Origin of the sequence: Protofrankia sp. Cas3 (assembly GCF_963555955.1) — a bacterium.
In the GTDB taxonomy this organism is placed as follows: domain Bacteria; phylum Actinomycetota; class Actinomycetes; order Frankiales; family Frankiaceae; genus Protofrankia.
In genome coordinates, this window is sequence record NZ_CAUVXP010000007.1 from 1 (window position 1) to 15,672 (window position 15,672).

Genomic DNA, 15,672 nt, shown 5'->3' on the forward strand with positions numbered 1-15,672 from the left:
GGCGAAGGGTGATCGCCTCCTCGGGGCAGGCCGTCACGCACAGGCCGCACGCGTGACAGTCCATCGGCTTGGCCACGACGGCCTGGCGCCGGCCGTGCGCCAGGTATTTCAACGAGCCCAGCAGGGACATGCCCTCGCGTTCCTGTTCGGTCAGCTTGCGCACCTCGAACACATCGTAGGGGCAGACGACGACGCAGTCCTCCTTACCTTCGCACCGATTGCGGTCGATGATCGGAAGTGCGACGCCGGCCGGCGACTTGGACGTGCAGTCTGACGGTGTTGATCGTTGTTGTGGCACCGTTCGGTTGTCCTCCAGTCGGTGCGTCGCACCCCAGTGGCCTGATTCGACAATGGTGTTGTCCCAACTCGACACGTCGGCGAGCTTTCCGGTTCGACGTTACCTGCGACCGACGCACCGATTACGCCGCGGGCTCGCCGGTGACGTCTTCCCGGCAATCTTGGACGTGGGCATCCTTCACCCCGGGTTCACGCGGCCGCGGCGGGTGTGGGATGCGGGGCGGTTGACGCCGCGGCGGGTCAGCAGAAGGCGACCATCTCGCGTAGCCACTCGTCCAGTTTGGCGATCTCGGTGGCCGAGGCGATGCCCAGCGGTGTGGACCGGGTGAATCGCTGGGTGGATACCGCCGTGATCTCCTCGGTGCGTGCCCAGCTCGGCCGGTGCAGGCCGGACTCGGGCGAGTCGATGCGCACGTGATGATCCAGGCCCCGGTTCCGTGCGGTCAGGGGCACCACGAGGGCCCTGTCGATCGGAAACCGGCAGTGCGTCGCCGAGCCGACCACCACGGCCGGGCGCGGGCCGCCCTGCTCGTGCCCGATCGGCTGGGCGAAGTCCACCAGCCACACCTGCCAGGGCGCGAGCCTCAGCGCCCGGCTCACCGGTTGTACTCCGGGTACTCTTCGCGCGTATCCGGCAGGCCGTCACCGGCCGCATCGTCGGTCAGCCGCGCCTCGGCCTGGTAGCTGGCCCGTTCCTCGGCGTCGGCGCGCAGCTCCTCGTACCGCCGTATGATGCGGTTGATCTTGTATTCCTTGACCAGACGCCGGACTGCCTCGCCCAGCGGCACGCCATGGAAGTCCCGCTCGGCGATTTCCGCCAGTTCGTCGCGTAGCCCGCTGTCAAGCTGCATAGATGTCGTGGCCATAGCATCAAGTATGGCATCTTCTATAGATCGAGCTGCGGCAGTGTCGAGCGGAGATCACGCACAGCGCCGATGACCGACGATCGATCGGCAGAGATTGCGACCGGCCTTGGGGGCCAGCGGTACAGCCGTTAACGCTAAGCACTTGATCTTGCTGTACGTGATCAAGGTGTCGGGGCCGGTCCTGGTCGGAGACTGGGACAAACTGCGGGAGGCTGCGCTCCGCGAGCGAAGCCGGTTCGCTCGCGTGGATCGGGGGCCGGGGTACCAGCGGACGAAGTCCGCGAAGCTATGCGGCCGATGTGCCGGTATAGGCAGCAACCCGCGCCCCGACCACCCCGGCGGACGGGACGCGCGTGTCGGCAGCGTCCATCGCCGAGCCGGTGGCATTTTTGCCTGATGAGCAGGCTGCGGCGGACGAAGGCCGACCAGTTGGGGTTCGCATGCAGATGTGCACCGTCCGGTACGTCGGACGGTTCCTGGTGGACGATCCGCTGAACGTGCCGTGGTCGGTCGTCGAGCATCTGTCCGCGCAGCTGCGGATCGAGGACCCGCCGGGGTGAAGCGGCTGCCTGCGCTGGCCCGGCGGAAGGTGAAGGTCAAGCCGCTGCTGCCGCGCGAGATCGACCAGAAGCTGGTGCCGCCGGCGTGGAAGCGGGCGGTACTCCAACCCGGAGCTGCCCGCGGGGGCGGTGGACCGCGACGCGTACGCGGGTTACCCGCTCCTTGCCACTCTCAACGTATAGCGCACCGGGGGCCTTGCGGCAAGACCCGGGTCGTGCCGCAGAATCACCAGCTGAAGCCAGAACCTGCGGAAATCAGGGATTCGCGAAGTACATGCGCTTTTGGAACCGGATGGGTCTCGTGGGACGCGAACCGTCGGTGGGATTCGCGGTGCGGTTGCGGGCACTCGGCGCGGAGGTGCGGGTGTGCGCGCCGCCGGACTGCGCGGATCAGCTGGCCGAAATGCAACCTTGTTGAATGGGGGGTTTTCATGATTGACGTGATCGTTGCCGGCGGTGGACCGACCGGCTTGATGCTGGCCAGCGAGTTGCGGCTGCACGGTGTGCACGCGCTCGTGCTGGAGAAGGAGGCGGAGCCGACCGGGCAGTCCCGCGCGCTCGGCCTGCACGCGCGCAGCGTCGAGGTGATGGACCAGCGTGGTCTGCTGGAGCGGTTCCTCGCGCTCGGCAAGCAGCTCGCGGTCGGCGGTTTCTTCGCCGGCATCGTCAAGTCGTGGCCGGAGCAGTTGGACACCGCACATTCGTACGTCCTCGCCATCCCGCAGGCGGTCACCGAGCGCCTGTTGACCGAGCACGCCACCGAGCTCGGTGCCGAGATCCGGCGCGGCTGTGAACTGGTCGGACTGAGCCAGGACGAACACGGGGTGACCGCCGAGCTGGCCGACGGCACCCGGCTGCGCTCGCGCTACCTCGTGGGTTGCGACGGCGGCCGCAGCACGGTGCGCAAGCTGCTCGGCGTCGGTTTCCCCGGTGAGCCCAGCAGGGTCGAGACGCTGCTGGGCGAGATGGAGGTGGCCGTGCCGCCGGAGACACTGGCCGCCGTGATGGCCGACGTCCGCAAGACCCAGCTGCGGTTCGGCGCCATTCCGATGAGGGACGGGGTGTACCGCATTATCGTGCCCGCCGACGGGGTGGCCGAGGACCGTGCGACGGCGCCGACCCTAGAGGAGTTCAGGCAGCGGCTGCGGGTGTTCGCCGGCACCGACTTCGGCGCGCACGCACCGCGCTGGCTCTCCCGCTTCGGCGACGCCACTCGGCTGGCCGAGCGCTACCGGGTCGGCCGGGTGCTGCTGGCCGGCGACGCGGCGCACATCCACCCGCCGACCGGCGGGCAGGGGCTCAACCTCGGTGTCCAGGATGCGTTCAACCTCGGCTGGAAACTGGCCGCCGAGGTCAACGGCTGGGCACCGGAGGGGCTGCTGGACAGCTACCATACCGAACGGCACCCCGTGGCCGCCGACGTGCTGGACAACACCCGCGCGCAGATGGAGTTGCTGTCCCCCGAGCCGGGTCCCCGGTCAGTGCGCCGGCTGCTGTCGGAACTGATGGACTTCGAGGACGTGAACCGGTACCTGATCGAGAAGATCACTGCGATCGGGGTCCGCTACGATTTCGGCGCGGGGCATGCACTGCTCGGCCGGCGGATGCGGGACGTGGGGCTGAAGCGGGGGCGCCTCTACGAGCTGATGCACGGCGGCCGCGGACTGCTATTCGACCAGACCGGCGGGCTCTCGGTGGCGGGCTGGGCAGATCGGGTTGACCACGTCGTCGACGTCAGCGAGGAACTGGACGTGCCCGCGGCGCTGCTGCGGCCGGACGGCCATGTGGCGTGGGTCGGTGACGATCAGCAGGAGCTGCTCGGCCAGCTGCCCACATGGTTCGGCGCCGCCGTCAGCTGAGCGCGCAGTTGTGGCTCGAAAGGGCGCGCCGCAGAAGATGATCACCTGGGAGGGTAGGGGGCGGACCAGGGCATCGATGTCACGTCTCATCGATCTGTCTGCGGGCTCCTTCGCGCGGATCTGTCCCCTTCCCTGCCCGCGCCCACCTTCAGCCAACCGACCCCACGCCACTTGCGGCGTTGCCTGGGCAGTGCTCGAAGCGCGAGCTGTGCAGCATCGCGGACTTTCTGGTCGGAGGCCGTCGCCGCCTGGGTGAACGCCGTCCAAGCGGCCTCGTACTCCGCACGATCCACGTGCGTCTGCCCCAGCAAGAGGGCCGCGAACGGGGCCACATCAGGGTGACCGGAGCGTGCGGCGATCCGATAGGCGCCCAGTACCTCATCAAGCCTGCCCCGCACTTCCCCGAAGCGGGCAAGCAGGAGCGCGGCCCGCGGCGCGACATCCTCATCAGCGGACGCCACGAGGGCGTGCAGTTCCGCGAACCCACGTTCGATTTCGTGCTGACTGATAAGGCGAAGGATCCGATCCAGCTCGGGATACTGACTGGCCGCGACGTCGTCCTCGCTTCCGGCGGCCACGATCCTACCCTAGACCTCCCAGCTCGCGGGGCTGCCGAACACGAACGCCTTGTCTGGAAGTGGGGGCGCGACGTGTGGCAGGCGTGGGCGCCGCACATGGCCATCGCGAAAGCCAAGGGCAAGCTACGCGGCAAGCAGCCCAAGCTCAGCGCCCGCCAGCAGGCTCACCTCGTGGAACTGCACGACGCAGGCATCCACACCATCGCCGAACTCGCTGAGCTGTTCACCGTCTCCCGGGCAATGTCTCCCGGGCAATGGTCTACCGGGTGCTCGACCGTGCCGTATCGAGCGCACCCTGCCCGCAACACCTCATCAGGTCTATCGGGCCGCTCGACCCAGCGCTGATCAGCCGCTGGTGGCTGTCCGGTGGTGGTCTCGATACGGCCACCGCGGCGCTGCCCTTCCCACACAGGACCAGCCTGCCCGCCGGTCCAGCATTCGCTTCGTTGAGTATCGTTTTGAAGTTTAGTTACGTATCGTTTCCAAATTTTGAGATGAAACGTTCTAGATTCTGACGCCCGATAAGCTTCACTTCTCAGGCGTCAGAACGGCTTCGAAAAGGAGGGCTCAGACATGAGCGAAGGCAGCTCAGAGGTTGCAATCCATGATGATGGCGAACACTCTGCGCTGTCGCCTGCCTTGGTCGAACGGATGGCCGACTACGCCCGCGCCGCGCGGGCCTCCTCGACGTGGCGGGCCTACGACAGCGACCTACGGCACTTCGCCACGTGGTGTGCTGAACACTCTCCGGCGCTAAGCGCGGTGCCAGCGGCACCGGCGACCGTGGCGGGCTATCTGACGGCGCTCGCCGACAACGGCTACAAGCCGGCGACCATCCGCCGGCGAATGGCGGCGATCTCCGTGGCGCATCAGCTCGGCCGCCACCTCAACCCGACAACCTCGGTCGAGGTGGCAACGGTCTGGGACGGCATCCGCCGCACCCACGGCGTGGCGCCCGCGCGCAAGCACGCGTTGGAAACCGGTCTGCTGACCCGTGTGCTCGAAGCGGTGGACGGCGACCGCCTCACCGACGTCCGGGACCGGGCGCTGCTGCTGGTCGGCTTCGCCGGATGCCTGCGCCGCAGCGAACTCGTGGCCCTCGACGTCGCTGACATCGCCGAGACCGCCGATGGTCTGGTTCTTGCCATCCGCGGCTCCAAGACCGACCAGGAGCGGGCGGGTACACTCGTCGGCCTCGCCTACGGCTCCTACCGGCCGACCTGCCCGGTCCGATCATGGATTGCGTGGCGGGAGGCCGCGGGCCTGGTCGAGGGGCCGGCGTTTCGGGCGGTGAACCGCCATGGCGGGGTGAGCGCCGGCCGGCTCGACCCGGGTTCGGTGGCCCGGATCGTCCAGCGCCGGGTCGCCGCGGCGGGCCTGTCCCCCGCCGACTTCGCCGGCCATTCGCTGCGGTCGGGATTCGCCACCGCCGCCGCCCGCGCCGGCGTCACGGACCGGTCGATCATGCGCCAGGGCCGCTGGCGGTCGCCCACCTCGCTGGACAGCTACGTCCGAGCCGGCCGCCTGTTCGACCGGGACAACCCCTCGGGCAAGGTCGGCCTGTAGCACCCATCACTCGGTTGGGTCAGGGCGCTTTTCCCCCGCCCGGGAACTGGGCGTGCCGGTGGTCGTCGGGGTGGCGGACGCGCGGCGGCTGCTGTCACCCCGCGGGACCGGAGCGTTTCAACCAAGCGGTTGACACCAAGGCTGCCACCGCTTAATGTTTATTTCAACCAGAAGGTTGAAACGAAGTGAGGCTCGATGGTGGCTGACTCGCTGTCCCGGATCTTCTCGGCCCTCGCCGATCCGACCCGGCGCGACATGGTGGCCCGGCTCGCCCAGGCCGACGCGACGGTGAACCAGCTCGCCGAGCCGTACCCGATGAGCCTGCAGGCCGTCTACAAGCATCTGCGGGTGCTGGAGCAGGCCGGCGTGGTCACCCGCCCGGAGGGGCCGCAGCCTCGCTCGGTGCACCTCGAGGCGGAGGTCTTCGACCTGATGGACACCTGGATCGAGCGCTACCGGCGCCGGGCCGAGGAGCGGTACCGCCGCCTCGACGCCGTCCTGGACGCCATGCGCGACAGCACCGAACGCAACCACGACGGACGCGACAACACCGAGAAGAACGGGAGCGCGGCATGAACATCACCAGCGAAACCACGATCGAGGCAGACCCGAAGGTACCGATCATCCGGATGACCCGGGAGTTCCGGGCCACGCCCGAACAGTTGCTGCGGGCCCACACCGATCCCGTCCTGTTCGCGCAGTGGGTCGGGCCGCGTTCGCTCACCACCCGCATCGACTACTGGGAAGCCCGCACCGGCGGTCGCTGGCGCTACGTCGCCACCCGCGACGGGGTTGAGTTCGGTTTCCACGGCTGCTTCCACGAGGTGCGGCCGGACCGCATCGTGCAGACCTTCACGTTCGAGGGCGAGCCGGACAGCGTCGCGCTGGAGACGCTGTGGTTCGACGACCTCGGTGACGGCCGGACCCGGCTGCGCACCCAGTCGCTGGTCGACAGCTTCGAAGGCCGCGACGCCTGGCTGTCGAGCGGCATGGAGACCGGGGTCGACGAGGGCTACGCCAAGCTGGACGAGATGCTGTCCGACGGGACGCTGGCCGATGGCGCTGTCTGAGGCGCCCGCCGAGCGTCACCGCCAGATCGCCGGGACGTTCACCGCCCGGGTCGAGGCGACCCGGGCGTGGGACGGGCCGTCACCGGTCGCAGCCTGGACCGCCCGCGACGTCGTGCGCCACCTGACGGACTGGTTCCCCGCCTTCCTCGCCGCCGGCACCGGCGTCGAGCTGGCCCGCGGACCCTCGGTGGACGACGACCCGGTCGCCACGTGGCGGGTGCACCACGACGCCGTCCAGGCGCTGCTGGACGACCCGACGACGGCCGGCCTGGTGCTGACCAACCCGCACATCGGCGAAGCGCCCCTGGACGTCGCGATCGACCGGTTCTACACGGCCGACGTGTTCATGCACACATGGGACCTGGCCCGCGCCACCGGCCAGGACGATCGGCTCGACCCGGACTTCTGCGCCGGCCTGCTGGCCGGGATGGAGCCGATGGAGGACGTGCTGCGGGGCTCCGGCCAGTACGGCCCCCGGATCGCGGTGCCGGGCGACGCCGACGTCCAGGCCCGGCTGCTGGGCTTCATCGGCCGCGACCCGTACTGGGCGCCGGCCGGGACGGCCGCCGAGGCGTAGACAGGCGAGCGGGCGGTGGCGAAAACCCGCCGCCCGCCGCGGTCACAAGCGCCGAAGAAGGCCGTTCGTGTTCTCGTTCGAGCCTCGCCACCATGGCGAGCGCGGATCGCAGAAATACACGAGAACTCCCGTCAGTCCGACAATGTCGGCGATCGGTACCGACTGGGCTGCGCTGACCTCCGCCAGCTGCGCGGTGAGATCGCCGGACAGCGCCCAGCACGTACACCATGTCTATGTGCCGGTGGAGGCCGATCGTGGAGTCGCGGACCCGCATGTCCAGGATCGCGTACGGCGGTGCGTGCATCTTCGCCGGGCTGGCCATACTGATCATGATCATGCGCCCGGCACCCCGGACCACCCCGGCCGCACTCCCCGACTACGAGGCGACTCGCTCATAGAACCCTGCCGAGGCCGACGCTGTCGTTGTCATATCCGAACGCGGCACTCCATCGTCACCTCCACGCATGATGAGCATGGCCGGCACCTAACTGATCCTGTGGCGAGCAGCGGTCACGAGGCGGACCTGAGCACGGAGGGCGGACTGCGGGAGGCGCTGGGCCGTTTCGAGGGTGCCTACCAGGACCTCTACTGGGACCTCCACCGCTTTCGATAACGCAACAGTGCCGGGATCAGCGCAGCGCCCAGAGTTGAACTGTTCCGCCGACCCCGACGGCCAGAGTCTTCCCGTCCGGGTTGAAGGCCAGCGGCGCCCCGGATGTGCCCGCCGCGGTCATGGCGGAGTTGGTGGGTAGGGTGATGGTGCCCGTCGCCTTCCCCGCGGCAACATCCCACAGTTCGACGCCAGTACCGCCGGTGAGCGTGGTGGCCAGAGTCGCACCGTCCGGGCTGAACGCGACCGAGCCGCCGCCGGTGTCGGTGACGGTGGAGACGACCGTGCCGGTGGTGACATCCCAGATCTGCGTACCGGTGTAGGCGCCGTTCTGCAGGTACGACGGGCCAGCGAACCCGGCACCGGCTATGGTCTTACCGTCCGGGCTGAAGGCCAGCGAACTGACCTTGTTGCCGATGACCTTCACCGGATCTGTGGTGGCGAGCCGTAGCGTCGGCCCGGGGGTTCCGGTAGCCACCTGCCACGTGTACACGTTTCCTTGATTGGTGACGCCACCGCCGTTGCCGCCGGCGGCGATGGTCTTGCCGTCGGGACTGAAGGCGAGGCACAACAGGACGGAACTACGGGGCGTGAGCTTCGTAATGTTTTTGCCGGTAGCGACGTCCCAGAGCAGCACCGAGGTCACCCCGCCCCCATTCCCGATGCTCGCGAGCGTCTTACCGTCCGGGCTGACCGCCACGGCTCCGCTGCCACCCAACGGGTTCGCCCCGGTCGTCACCGGGTTCGGAAAGGTGGCGGTGGAGGTTCCGGTACCGACGTCCCACAGTTGTGCCCCATAACCGGCGTAGCCGGTGGCGAGTGCCTGTCCGTCAGGGGTGAAACCCACCGACACATTACCGGGTGCGGTGATGGTGGCCGTGGCCTTTCCCGTCTCCACGTCCCACAATCGCACCCGCTTCTCGCTGCCCTCGTTGCCGGCCAGAGTCCGGCCGTCCGGGCTGAATGCCAGCGGGTCCACGTGCAGGGTGGCGCCGGCGAAGCTGGCAACCTGCCGCAGGCCCGTCGCAGCGGCGGATGGCGAGGCCGTCGGGGCCTGGCTGACCTCCGGTGCGGTACCGGTCGGTGTCACCAGGCCCGCGGCGGAAGGAGCGCCGCCGCCACATCCGGCAACGAACAGGAAGACCGCTGCAAGAGCACAGAATGATGCACTACGCCTGCCAACACTTAATCCGACAGCGGGAACCATCGACCAAGCAATCCAATTCTGAGACCGTATGGTCCCGTTGGACGAAGGCCCGCCCCTGCGCGCAACCACCGCTGCCGTCCACGCAGCCGCTCGGCGACGACGACCATGAGGCCATGTCGTCATTCCTCCGCCGCAACCGCCCAACAGCATTGCCAACACGCCGAACACGACGATTCCGCAGCCTGATCGGCTGGAAATTCGGCGCCGTGTTGAACCGTTCATTCGTGGATCATCCTTTCGGCGCCGTCGGCAGCATTTGTTCAGGACGATAGTGGCTTCGGATTTCTGGGGAGAATAGTCCATGTATCCTGCATCCGTCCAATGAGCATTTCCATGTAATGACTCATGACCGTACATGACTGACACTCTCCGCAGTCGACACGCCCGAAAACCGACGATTAAACAAGAAAACACGGGATCCCGCCAGGAAGACTGGTCCGACCAAAGATCAGCCTAAGAAAGGTCCCGCGTACCGGCGAGTGTGACATATACGGCCGTGTTGCCATCGCGGGAGGAAACCGTTGTGCTTCTGGAGGGTTTACTCGCTGCGGAACGCAGCCGGTGCGGCACCCGCCCCGATATCCGCGCGCTGACCTGCCGCCACCAGGCCGTCCTGGTGCTGCGCTGGTTCCTCAGCGTCGACGGCACCCTGATCGATGGCGACCGCAACCGCACCCCCGGCCCCACCCCGGGCGTGGACCTGTGGCGGTCCGGCAAACACGACAACCACGGCAGGAACGTCCAGGTCGTCACCGCCCCGGCCGGCTGGCCTCCGTGGACCTCCGACATGCGCCCCGGCCGCGAACACGACACCACCGCCCGGTGCGACAGGGCCGCCGGCAGATGCGGTCAACACTCACGGACAGAACCATCCACTGTCACACCCGATAAGTGGACGTGCAAGGGACGTCATCGCATAGCTGGAATCATCCGATTATTGATGGCGGAACCTGGGTAGTAGATAACAAGACCCACCCTTCGTTACGTCCGACGACTACACAGATCGCTGGTGCACGAGGAGGATCTTCGATGATCGAACAGTCCATCCCCCCCCGACCGGATCTCGCGGACGCACATCCACTCACTGCCGATACAGGGACAGATATCATCCATACAGATAAAATGGATGAAAACGGTCACAGTGTGCTTCTCGCGGCTAAGGAGAGGGTGGCCACGAGTGCCGTCGACCTTGGGCGGAAGGTCACCGACGCGACAAGTGGGCTTACGCCGCACGTCGCGGCAGCTGCCGACCGGACCCGCGACGCCGCCGAGAAGACCGTGGTCACCAGCGGCAAGGCCGCTCGCGTCGCAGGTCAGCAGGCCCGTCGTCACCCCCGAGCCACTAGCGGGGTGGTTGCCGGCGGTGTCGTCCTGCTGCTCATGCGGCGGGCAGCCCGGCTCCGTCACCGTGCCGCGGACTGACCGCGGTCGGCTGCGAAGGTGACCTGAAATTAGCTGAGAAAAGGAGTTCGGTGGTTTGGGTGGAGGGAGCACATCGGTAATCACCTCGAGAAGGAGAAACGACAATGCTTGAGTTCATCGTCGTTATGTTGCTGCTCGGCCTCGCCTCCGGTGCCGTCGCACGCCTGGTGGTGCCCGGTCCGGACCACATTGGTATCGGGGGCACCATAGCCGTCGGCGTCGTCGGATCCTTCGTCGGCGGGTTCCTCGGTTACGTCCTTTTCAGCAAGGACGCCGGTGCGGGTCCATTACAATCTTCCGGCATCGTCGGCTCCATCATCGGTGCCATTCTGGTATTGCTGGCGTGGCATGCCGTCGACGGCCGTAGCACCAGCCGCTTCCGCCGGTCTCGGCGGTCTCGGCGCTACGTACGCCGGTAAGAGGTACCGGAAACAGGTGTGACACTAAGGGGCCGGACGGCGGACAAGCACGATCCCGGTCAATCATGAAGTTCTCGACGCGCTGTACCTGACCGAGGATTCCGTGCCTGCCGTAGCAGTATTTCTGCTTGGCGCTTTCTGGAGCGAGTTCGAACTGCTGTCGAACCGCTGTCGCCGTCCAGCCCCTGTGTCTCACCAACCTATACGCCAGGTTGTCACCGGTCATGAATCCCTGAGGATCTGCCGTGGACGATGCGTACTGATCAGGAGATCAAGCAACGTGGTCGCTTCTTCGCCGCGTGCCGCTGCTGGCCGGCTGGTGCGTCGCCGAGGAAGCTTGCGTCCGCAAGCCCATCGGCGATCTTCATGGCAGCGCAGTCCCCCTGCGGCGAGCACGGCCTGGACGCGTGGATTAACGTCCGACGGCCGGTGGAGATCCTGCGGTTGTTCCTCCCGCCAGCCATTGGTGAGGCGGATCGGGAGCCGGGGTCAACGGGCCGGGCATCAGCCAGGCGCACCGGGTAGTTCCTCCCAGCGTGGCGCGTAATCTTCGAGGAAAACCCGGCCTACCAGTTCGCCCCGGCTTCGTACGCCCGTCTTGTCGAAGATTGACTTGAGATGGTCCTGTACCGTGTACGGCGAAACTCCGAGCATCTGGGCCATCTGTTTGGTTGACTGGCCCTGCAGGCAGAGCTGCGTGACCTGGCACTCTCGATCAGAGAGCCCGTAGGCGAGAGCGACCAGCGGGGCGACCTCGTTGGGTGTGGCGGGCTGGATGATGACCGCGGTGCGGCCGTCGGCGCCACCGGAGAGCCGAGTGCCGTACAGGAGCAGCCATGACCCGGATCTCGTCTGCACCCGAGACCGCGCCGAGACCTCAACCGAGTCGTGGCCGGTGCCAAACGCGCGGGCCCGGGCAGCGACGACTTGAACCATCTTCGACGTGGCGGGGACGGACGGTGGAGGAACCTCGATCATTTCCTCGATCCACCGCTCCGCGGCGGGCGAGATCGACTCGGGGTCGCCGTACTCATCGAACATGACCACCCCCGGGCCGTCATCCCGAGGATGCTCCGTCGTCACTGCCGTCGCGAGCAGAGCCCGCCGGAAGCCGACGGCGATCGGCTCGCACAGTGAGGCCAGCAAGCGCACGTCTGCTTCGGTGAACCATGGTTCGCTCTCGTCACGGAGAAAACTCGCAGCCGCCCAGTAGGTGCCGTCTGCGACGAACGACCCGCGTAGTTCGTCACCGATGCCGCTCGCTTCGTGGGAGCGGTGCCGGGCGCTACGAGACAGGTCACCATGGGTCGCGAGACTCGTTGCACCCGCTTGCCGTCCGCTCCGAGCAAGAAACCACCACTTGTTCACATCGTCAAGGACGTACTCGTGCGTTGCCAGCCAGGACCCAGAGTAGTCGATGTTCTGGTTGAGGCTGCCGGTAAGCAACATCGTCCACGGGTCGACCGTATGCCAGCAACTGCGCTGAAAAGGGACGAGCCGGCTGAGAATCTCGCTCGTCTGTGTCGAGAACGTGACCCAGTCGAGCCCATCATCCGCCAGCCGTACGATGTCGGCGCGGGTACGGCGCAAACGGTCCCGGTTCATCACTGAATCGTAATTTCCGGCCCAAGGGGCAGCCACCCCACGATTCTGGGATGCCTCGGCACCAACTCCCCCACTGATGTGGGATTGGCCGGCGGGCCGTCATAGCCCACGATCGGTCTTGCCCGTCCAGCATGTCTGCCCTCCAGGGCGCAATAGGACCCCAACTCAGCAGGAGATGCCTGTGACGACAGGAACGTTCGTACACAGATCACCCGGCCGGGCCGACCGGGCGACGAGCACCGTCACCCCTAAGCCGATCATCCGGCTCGTGTCGGGCCCCATGGCCGCCAAGCACGTCTTCGCGGCGAACGAAACTGGGATCTTCGAGGCACTTGCCGACTCGCCCGCGACCATCGACGCTCTGGCCGCTCACACGGGACTGACCCGCAGGGCCGTGCAACTCAGCGCCGACGCCATGGTGGCGCTGGACCTGCTCGAACGCGACGGTGACACCTACCGCAACGGCGCCGCGGCGTTCCTCACCGGGCGCATGCCCGCTGACCTGCGCCCGTTCCTGCACTTCCGGGAAAAGATCAACTATCCGGCCTGCAGAGCCATCCCGGAGAGTTTCGACTTCTCCGCGCACAGACGCCTACTCGATGTCGGCGGCGGAACGGGCTCGTGGACGATCGCCGTCGCCCAGTTCTACCCGCACCTGGAAGCGACTGTCCTGGAGCTTCCAAGCGTCATCTCCATGACCCGCGCGTGCATCGCCGAGGCAGACCTCACATCACGCATCGCCGTGCAGGAAGGCGATGTCATGACCGGACATCTTCCCACGGGCTACGACGTGTTCCTGGTGGCCAACCTCATCCACTACTGGGCTCCGCGGGACAACCGTGCCCTACTGGAACGTGTGCGCCGCGCGGCCGGCCCGGACGCACGCCTCCTGCTCGCCGACTTCTGGACGAACGCCCCTCGTACCGAGCCACTCCATGGCGCACTGATAGCCGGCGAGTTCGCGTTGCATCTACGCGACGGCGATGCCTACAGCGTTGATGAGGTTCGCGGCTGGCTGCCGCAAACGGGTTGGCGATTTGTCGATTATGCTTCCCTCGCCGGCCCCCAGAGTCTCATCGTGGCCGAAGCCGCCTAAGAGCGACCGGCAATAGAGACGCGGCGTCGCGGGGCCGGACACGCACCTCGCCGTGTTGTCGTCGGTCGACAAGATCTGTTGTTACACGGTAGCCAGGCCGCGGATTTTCCCTCGTCGCAGCGGTAGCAAGGAAGACCGTCCTGTTCTCGGCAATCCGCCAGGCCTTCGCGCTGGACCCGGTCCGCCAGATCATCGACACCATGCTGCGTGCGGAACTCACCCTGAGCCATGCAGGTCAGGGCCTTGCGATAGCTCGCGTCAATTGGCAAAAGAACAGCGCTAGAACCAACAGAAGTTGCCGAACTCAGGAAGCGAGGAAATCATGTCCCCCAGTAAGCAGAGGTTCCACGCGGTACCGGGCAGTCTGCGCGAGGCCCCCGCCGGCAGCCGTCGCATCCGATCGGCCGCTGCCACCGCGCCGGCCGAGATCACCATTGTATTGCACCGGCGTTCCAATGCCTCCCTGCGGGACGGGCAGACGGCTTTGGCGCGGATGGACCGCGCCGCGTTCGCGGCCAGCCGTGGAGCGGACCGGCGGGACGTTGCCCGACTGGAGGAGTTCGCACACACGCACGGACTCTCCATCACCTCGATCGATCTGCCAGCACGGTCGGTGGGGTTGGCCGGGACCGTCGGCCAGATGAACCAGGCCTTCCAGGTCGACCTGGGCGAGTACAAATACCAGGACACGACGTACCGGGGCCGCGAGGGCGAGATCTACGTGCCGGCCGGACTCGCACCTGTGGTCCAAGCCGTCCTCGGGCTCGATGACCGCCGCCAAGCCCGCCCACACTTCCGCATGGCCCAGGCCAACGGTGTCATGCCGGACACACTGGAGATCAGCTACCCGCCCCAGCAGGTGGCCCGGCGCTACGGCTTCCCCACGGACGCCGACGGATCAGGCCAGACCGTCGCCCTCATCGAGCTCGGCGGCGGCTACCACATCCACGATCTCAAGAGGTACTTCACGAACCAGAAGCTGCGCACGCCGAGGATCACCGCCATATCGGTGGACGGGGCCCGCAACAGCCCCGGCGGCAAGGACGACGGCAAGGTCGCCCTGGACATCGAGATGGTCGGGGCCATCGCCCAAGGCGCCACCATGGCGGTCTACTTTGCCCCGAACACCACCCGCGGCTTCTACAACGCGATCGCCGCGGCCCTGCATGACCAGCTCCGCCGGCCCACAGTGATCTCCATCAGCTGGGGAAATCCCGAGAACAGCTGGACCGTCCAGGCGATGGACAGCTACGACGCGCTGTTCGCCGACGCCGCGGCGCTCGGCGTCACGGTCTTCTGCGCCGCCGGCGACAACGGTGCCACCGCCGGCCTGCCCAGTGGCCTGCATGTCGACTTCCCGGCCTCCAGCCCCCATGTCGTCGCTTGCGGTGGCACCAAACTCACCGCCTCCGACGAGACGGTCTGGAACGAACTCGCCGTCGGTCACGGTGCCACCGGGGGTGGGGTCAGCCGGCACTTCGCCCTGCCTGCCTATCAGCAGAATGCGCAGGTGCCGCTGAATCCACTGAACAAGCCCGGCCGCGGCGTACCCGACGTGGCAGGCGACGCCGACCCGCTCACCGGCTACGAGGTGCGGGTCGACGGACAGGACGCCGTGGCCGCCGGCACCAGCGCCGTCGCGCCCCTGTGGGCCGCCCTCACCGCCATCGCCAACCAGAAGCTCGGCAAACCGATTGGTGCACCGCACAGTACCCTCTACGATCTGGCTAACAGCAACGGCGCTTTCCGCGACATTGTCACCGGCGGCATCGACGGCTACGACGCCCGCCAAGGCTGGGATGCCTGCACCGGGCTCGGCACCCCGGACGGCATGAAGATCATCCAAGCGTTCGCCACCGCCTGATCGGGGTTTCAGGATGAGAGCAGCCGTGGCGGTGTGCCGCCACGGCTGCTCTATGTCGATTGCCGACATGAATATG

The 15,672-nt window shown here is 67.1% G+C and carries 17 protein-coding genes and 1 pseudogene; 13 read left to right on the forward strand and 5 right to left on the reverse strand.

Translation table 11 applies throughout. The features are described from left to right. From U9983_RS02545 to U9983_RS02555, 3 genes are all read right to left on the reverse strand, one after another. Positions 1–373 (reverse strand): ferredoxin family protein (locus tag U9983_RS02545; protein WP_322752469.1); only part of this gene is annotated, 373 nt, incomplete at its 3' end. 164 nt (positions 374–537) lie between these two features. Then, positions 538–897, reverse strand: a complete 360-nt coding sequence (locus tag U9983_RS02550) for a type II toxin-antitoxin system PemK/MazF family toxin (protein WP_322752470.1) — start codon at positions 895–897, stop codon at positions 538–540. Next, positions 894–1,163 (reverse strand): hypothetical protein, encoded by a 270-nt coding sequence (locus U9983_RS02555; protein ID WP_322752471.1) that lies wholly within the window; start codon positions 1,161–1,163, stop codon positions 894–896. The genes U9983_RS02550 and U9983_RS02555 overlap by 4 nt, the downstream gene beginning before the upstream one ends. A 446-nt stretch (positions 1,164–1,609) precedes the next feature. Between U9983_RS02555 and U9983_RS27645 the strand changes: the two genes are divergently transcribed. From U9983_RS27645 to U9983_RS02600, 8 genes are all read left to right on the forward strand, one after another. Next, entirely contained in the window at positions 1,610–1,723 is a 114-nt protein-coding gene (locus U9983_RS27645; RefSeq protein WP_416211256.1) for a hypothetical protein, read from the forward strand. Between the two features lie 431 nt (positions 1,724–2,154). Next, positions 2,155–3,582, forward strand: a complete 1,428-nt coding sequence (rox, locus tag U9983_RS02565; protein ID WP_322752473.1) for a rifampin monooxygenase — start codon at positions 2,155–2,157, stop codon at positions 3,580–3,582. Between the two features lie 293 nt (positions 3,583–3,875). Continuing rightward, complete coding sequence (locus U9983_RS02570; protein ID WP_322752474.1) at positions 3,876–4,505, forward strand: hypothetical protein; 630 nt, start codon at positions 3,876–3,878, stop codon at positions 4,503–4,505. Between the two features lie 228 nt (positions 4,506–4,733). Continuing rightward, entirely contained in the window at positions 4,734–5,726 is a 993-nt protein-coding gene (locus U9983_RS02575; protein WP_322752475.1) for a tyrosine-type recombinase/integrase, read from the forward strand. A 195-nt stretch (positions 5,727–5,921) separates the two neighbouring features. Next, positions 5,922–6,302, forward strand: coding sequence for a metalloregulator ArsR/SmtB family transcription factor (locus U9983_RS02580; RefSeq protein ID WP_322752476.1), 381 nt, complete (start codon positions 5,922–5,924; stop codon positions 6,300–6,302). After that, on the forward strand, positions 6,299–6,796 hold the full coding sequence (locus tag U9983_RS02585; RefSeq protein ID WP_322752477.1) for an SRPBCC family protein: 498 nt from the start codon (positions 6,299–6,301) through the stop codon (positions 6,794–6,796). The genes U9983_RS02580 and U9983_RS02585 overlap by 4 nt, the downstream gene beginning before the upstream one ends. Beyond that, positions 6,783–7,373, forward strand: coding sequence for a maleylpyruvate isomerase family mycothiol-dependent enzyme (locus U9983_RS02590; RefSeq protein ID WP_322752478.1), 591 nt, complete (start codon positions 6,783–6,785; stop codon positions 7,371–7,373). The genes U9983_RS02585 and U9983_RS02590 overlap by 14 nt, the downstream gene beginning before the upstream one ends. Before the next feature lie 272 nt (positions 7,374–7,645). After that, the gene (locus U9983_RS02600; protein WP_322752479.1) at positions 7,646–7,771 is read left to right on the forward strand and encodes a hypothetical protein; all 126 of its coding nucleotides are present in this window, start codon (positions 7,646–7,648) and stop codon (positions 7,769–7,771) included. 231 nt (positions 7,772–8,002) lie between these two features. On the opposite strand, the gene U9983_RS02605 is transcribed toward U9983_RS02600, so the two are convergent. Then, positions 8,003–9,073: a WD40 repeat domain-containing protein gene (locus U9983_RS02605; protein WP_322752480.1), complete on the reverse strand. Its 1,071-nt coding sequence runs from the start codon at positions 9,071–9,073 to the stop codon at positions 8,003–8,005. Between the two features lie 598 nt (positions 9,074–9,671). On the opposite strand from U9983_RS02605, the pseudogene U9983_RS02610 reads away from it, so the two are divergent. From U9983_RS02610 to U9983_RS02620, 3 genes and pseudogenes are all read left to right on the forward strand, one after another. Next, positions 9,672–10,010: pseudogene (locus tag U9983_RS02610) on the forward strand (IS5/IS1182 family transposase); the annotation flags it as partial. A gap of 347 nt (positions 10,011–10,357) precedes the next feature. Further along, positions 10,358–10,612 (forward strand): hypothetical protein, encoded by a 255-nt coding sequence (locus U9983_RS02615; protein WP_322752481.1) that lies wholly within the window; start codon positions 10,358–10,360, stop codon positions 10,610–10,612. 104 nt (positions 10,613–10,716) lie between these two features. After that, positions 10,717–11,031, forward strand: a complete 315-nt coding sequence (locus U9983_RS02620; protein ID WP_322752482.1) for a GlsB/YeaQ/YmgE family stress response membrane protein — start codon at positions 10,717–10,719, stop codon at positions 11,029–11,031. Positions 11,032–11,535: 504 nt separating this feature from the next. On the opposite strand, the gene U9983_RS02625 is transcribed toward U9983_RS02620, so the two are convergent. Then, positions 11,536–12,636, reverse strand: a complete 1,101-nt coding sequence (locus U9983_RS02625) for a helix-turn-helix transcriptional regulator (RefSeq protein WP_322752483.1) — start codon at positions 12,634–12,636, stop codon at positions 11,536–11,538. Positions 12,637–12,817: 181 nt separating this feature from the next. On the opposite strand from U9983_RS02625, the gene U9983_RS02630 reads away from it, so the two are divergent. Both U9983_RS02630 and U9983_RS02635 read left to right on the forward strand, forming a co-directional pair. Beyond that, positions 12,818–13,732, forward strand: coding sequence for a methyltransferase (locus U9983_RS02630; protein WP_322752484.1), 915 nt, complete (start codon positions 12,818–12,820; stop codon positions 13,730–13,732). Positions 13,733–14,054: 322 nt separating this feature from the next. Beyond that, entirely contained in the window at positions 14,055–15,596 is a 1,542-nt protein-coding gene (locus U9983_RS02635) for a S53 family peptidase (protein WP_322752485.1), read from the forward strand. Positions 15,597–15,672 lie beyond the last annotated feature (76 nt).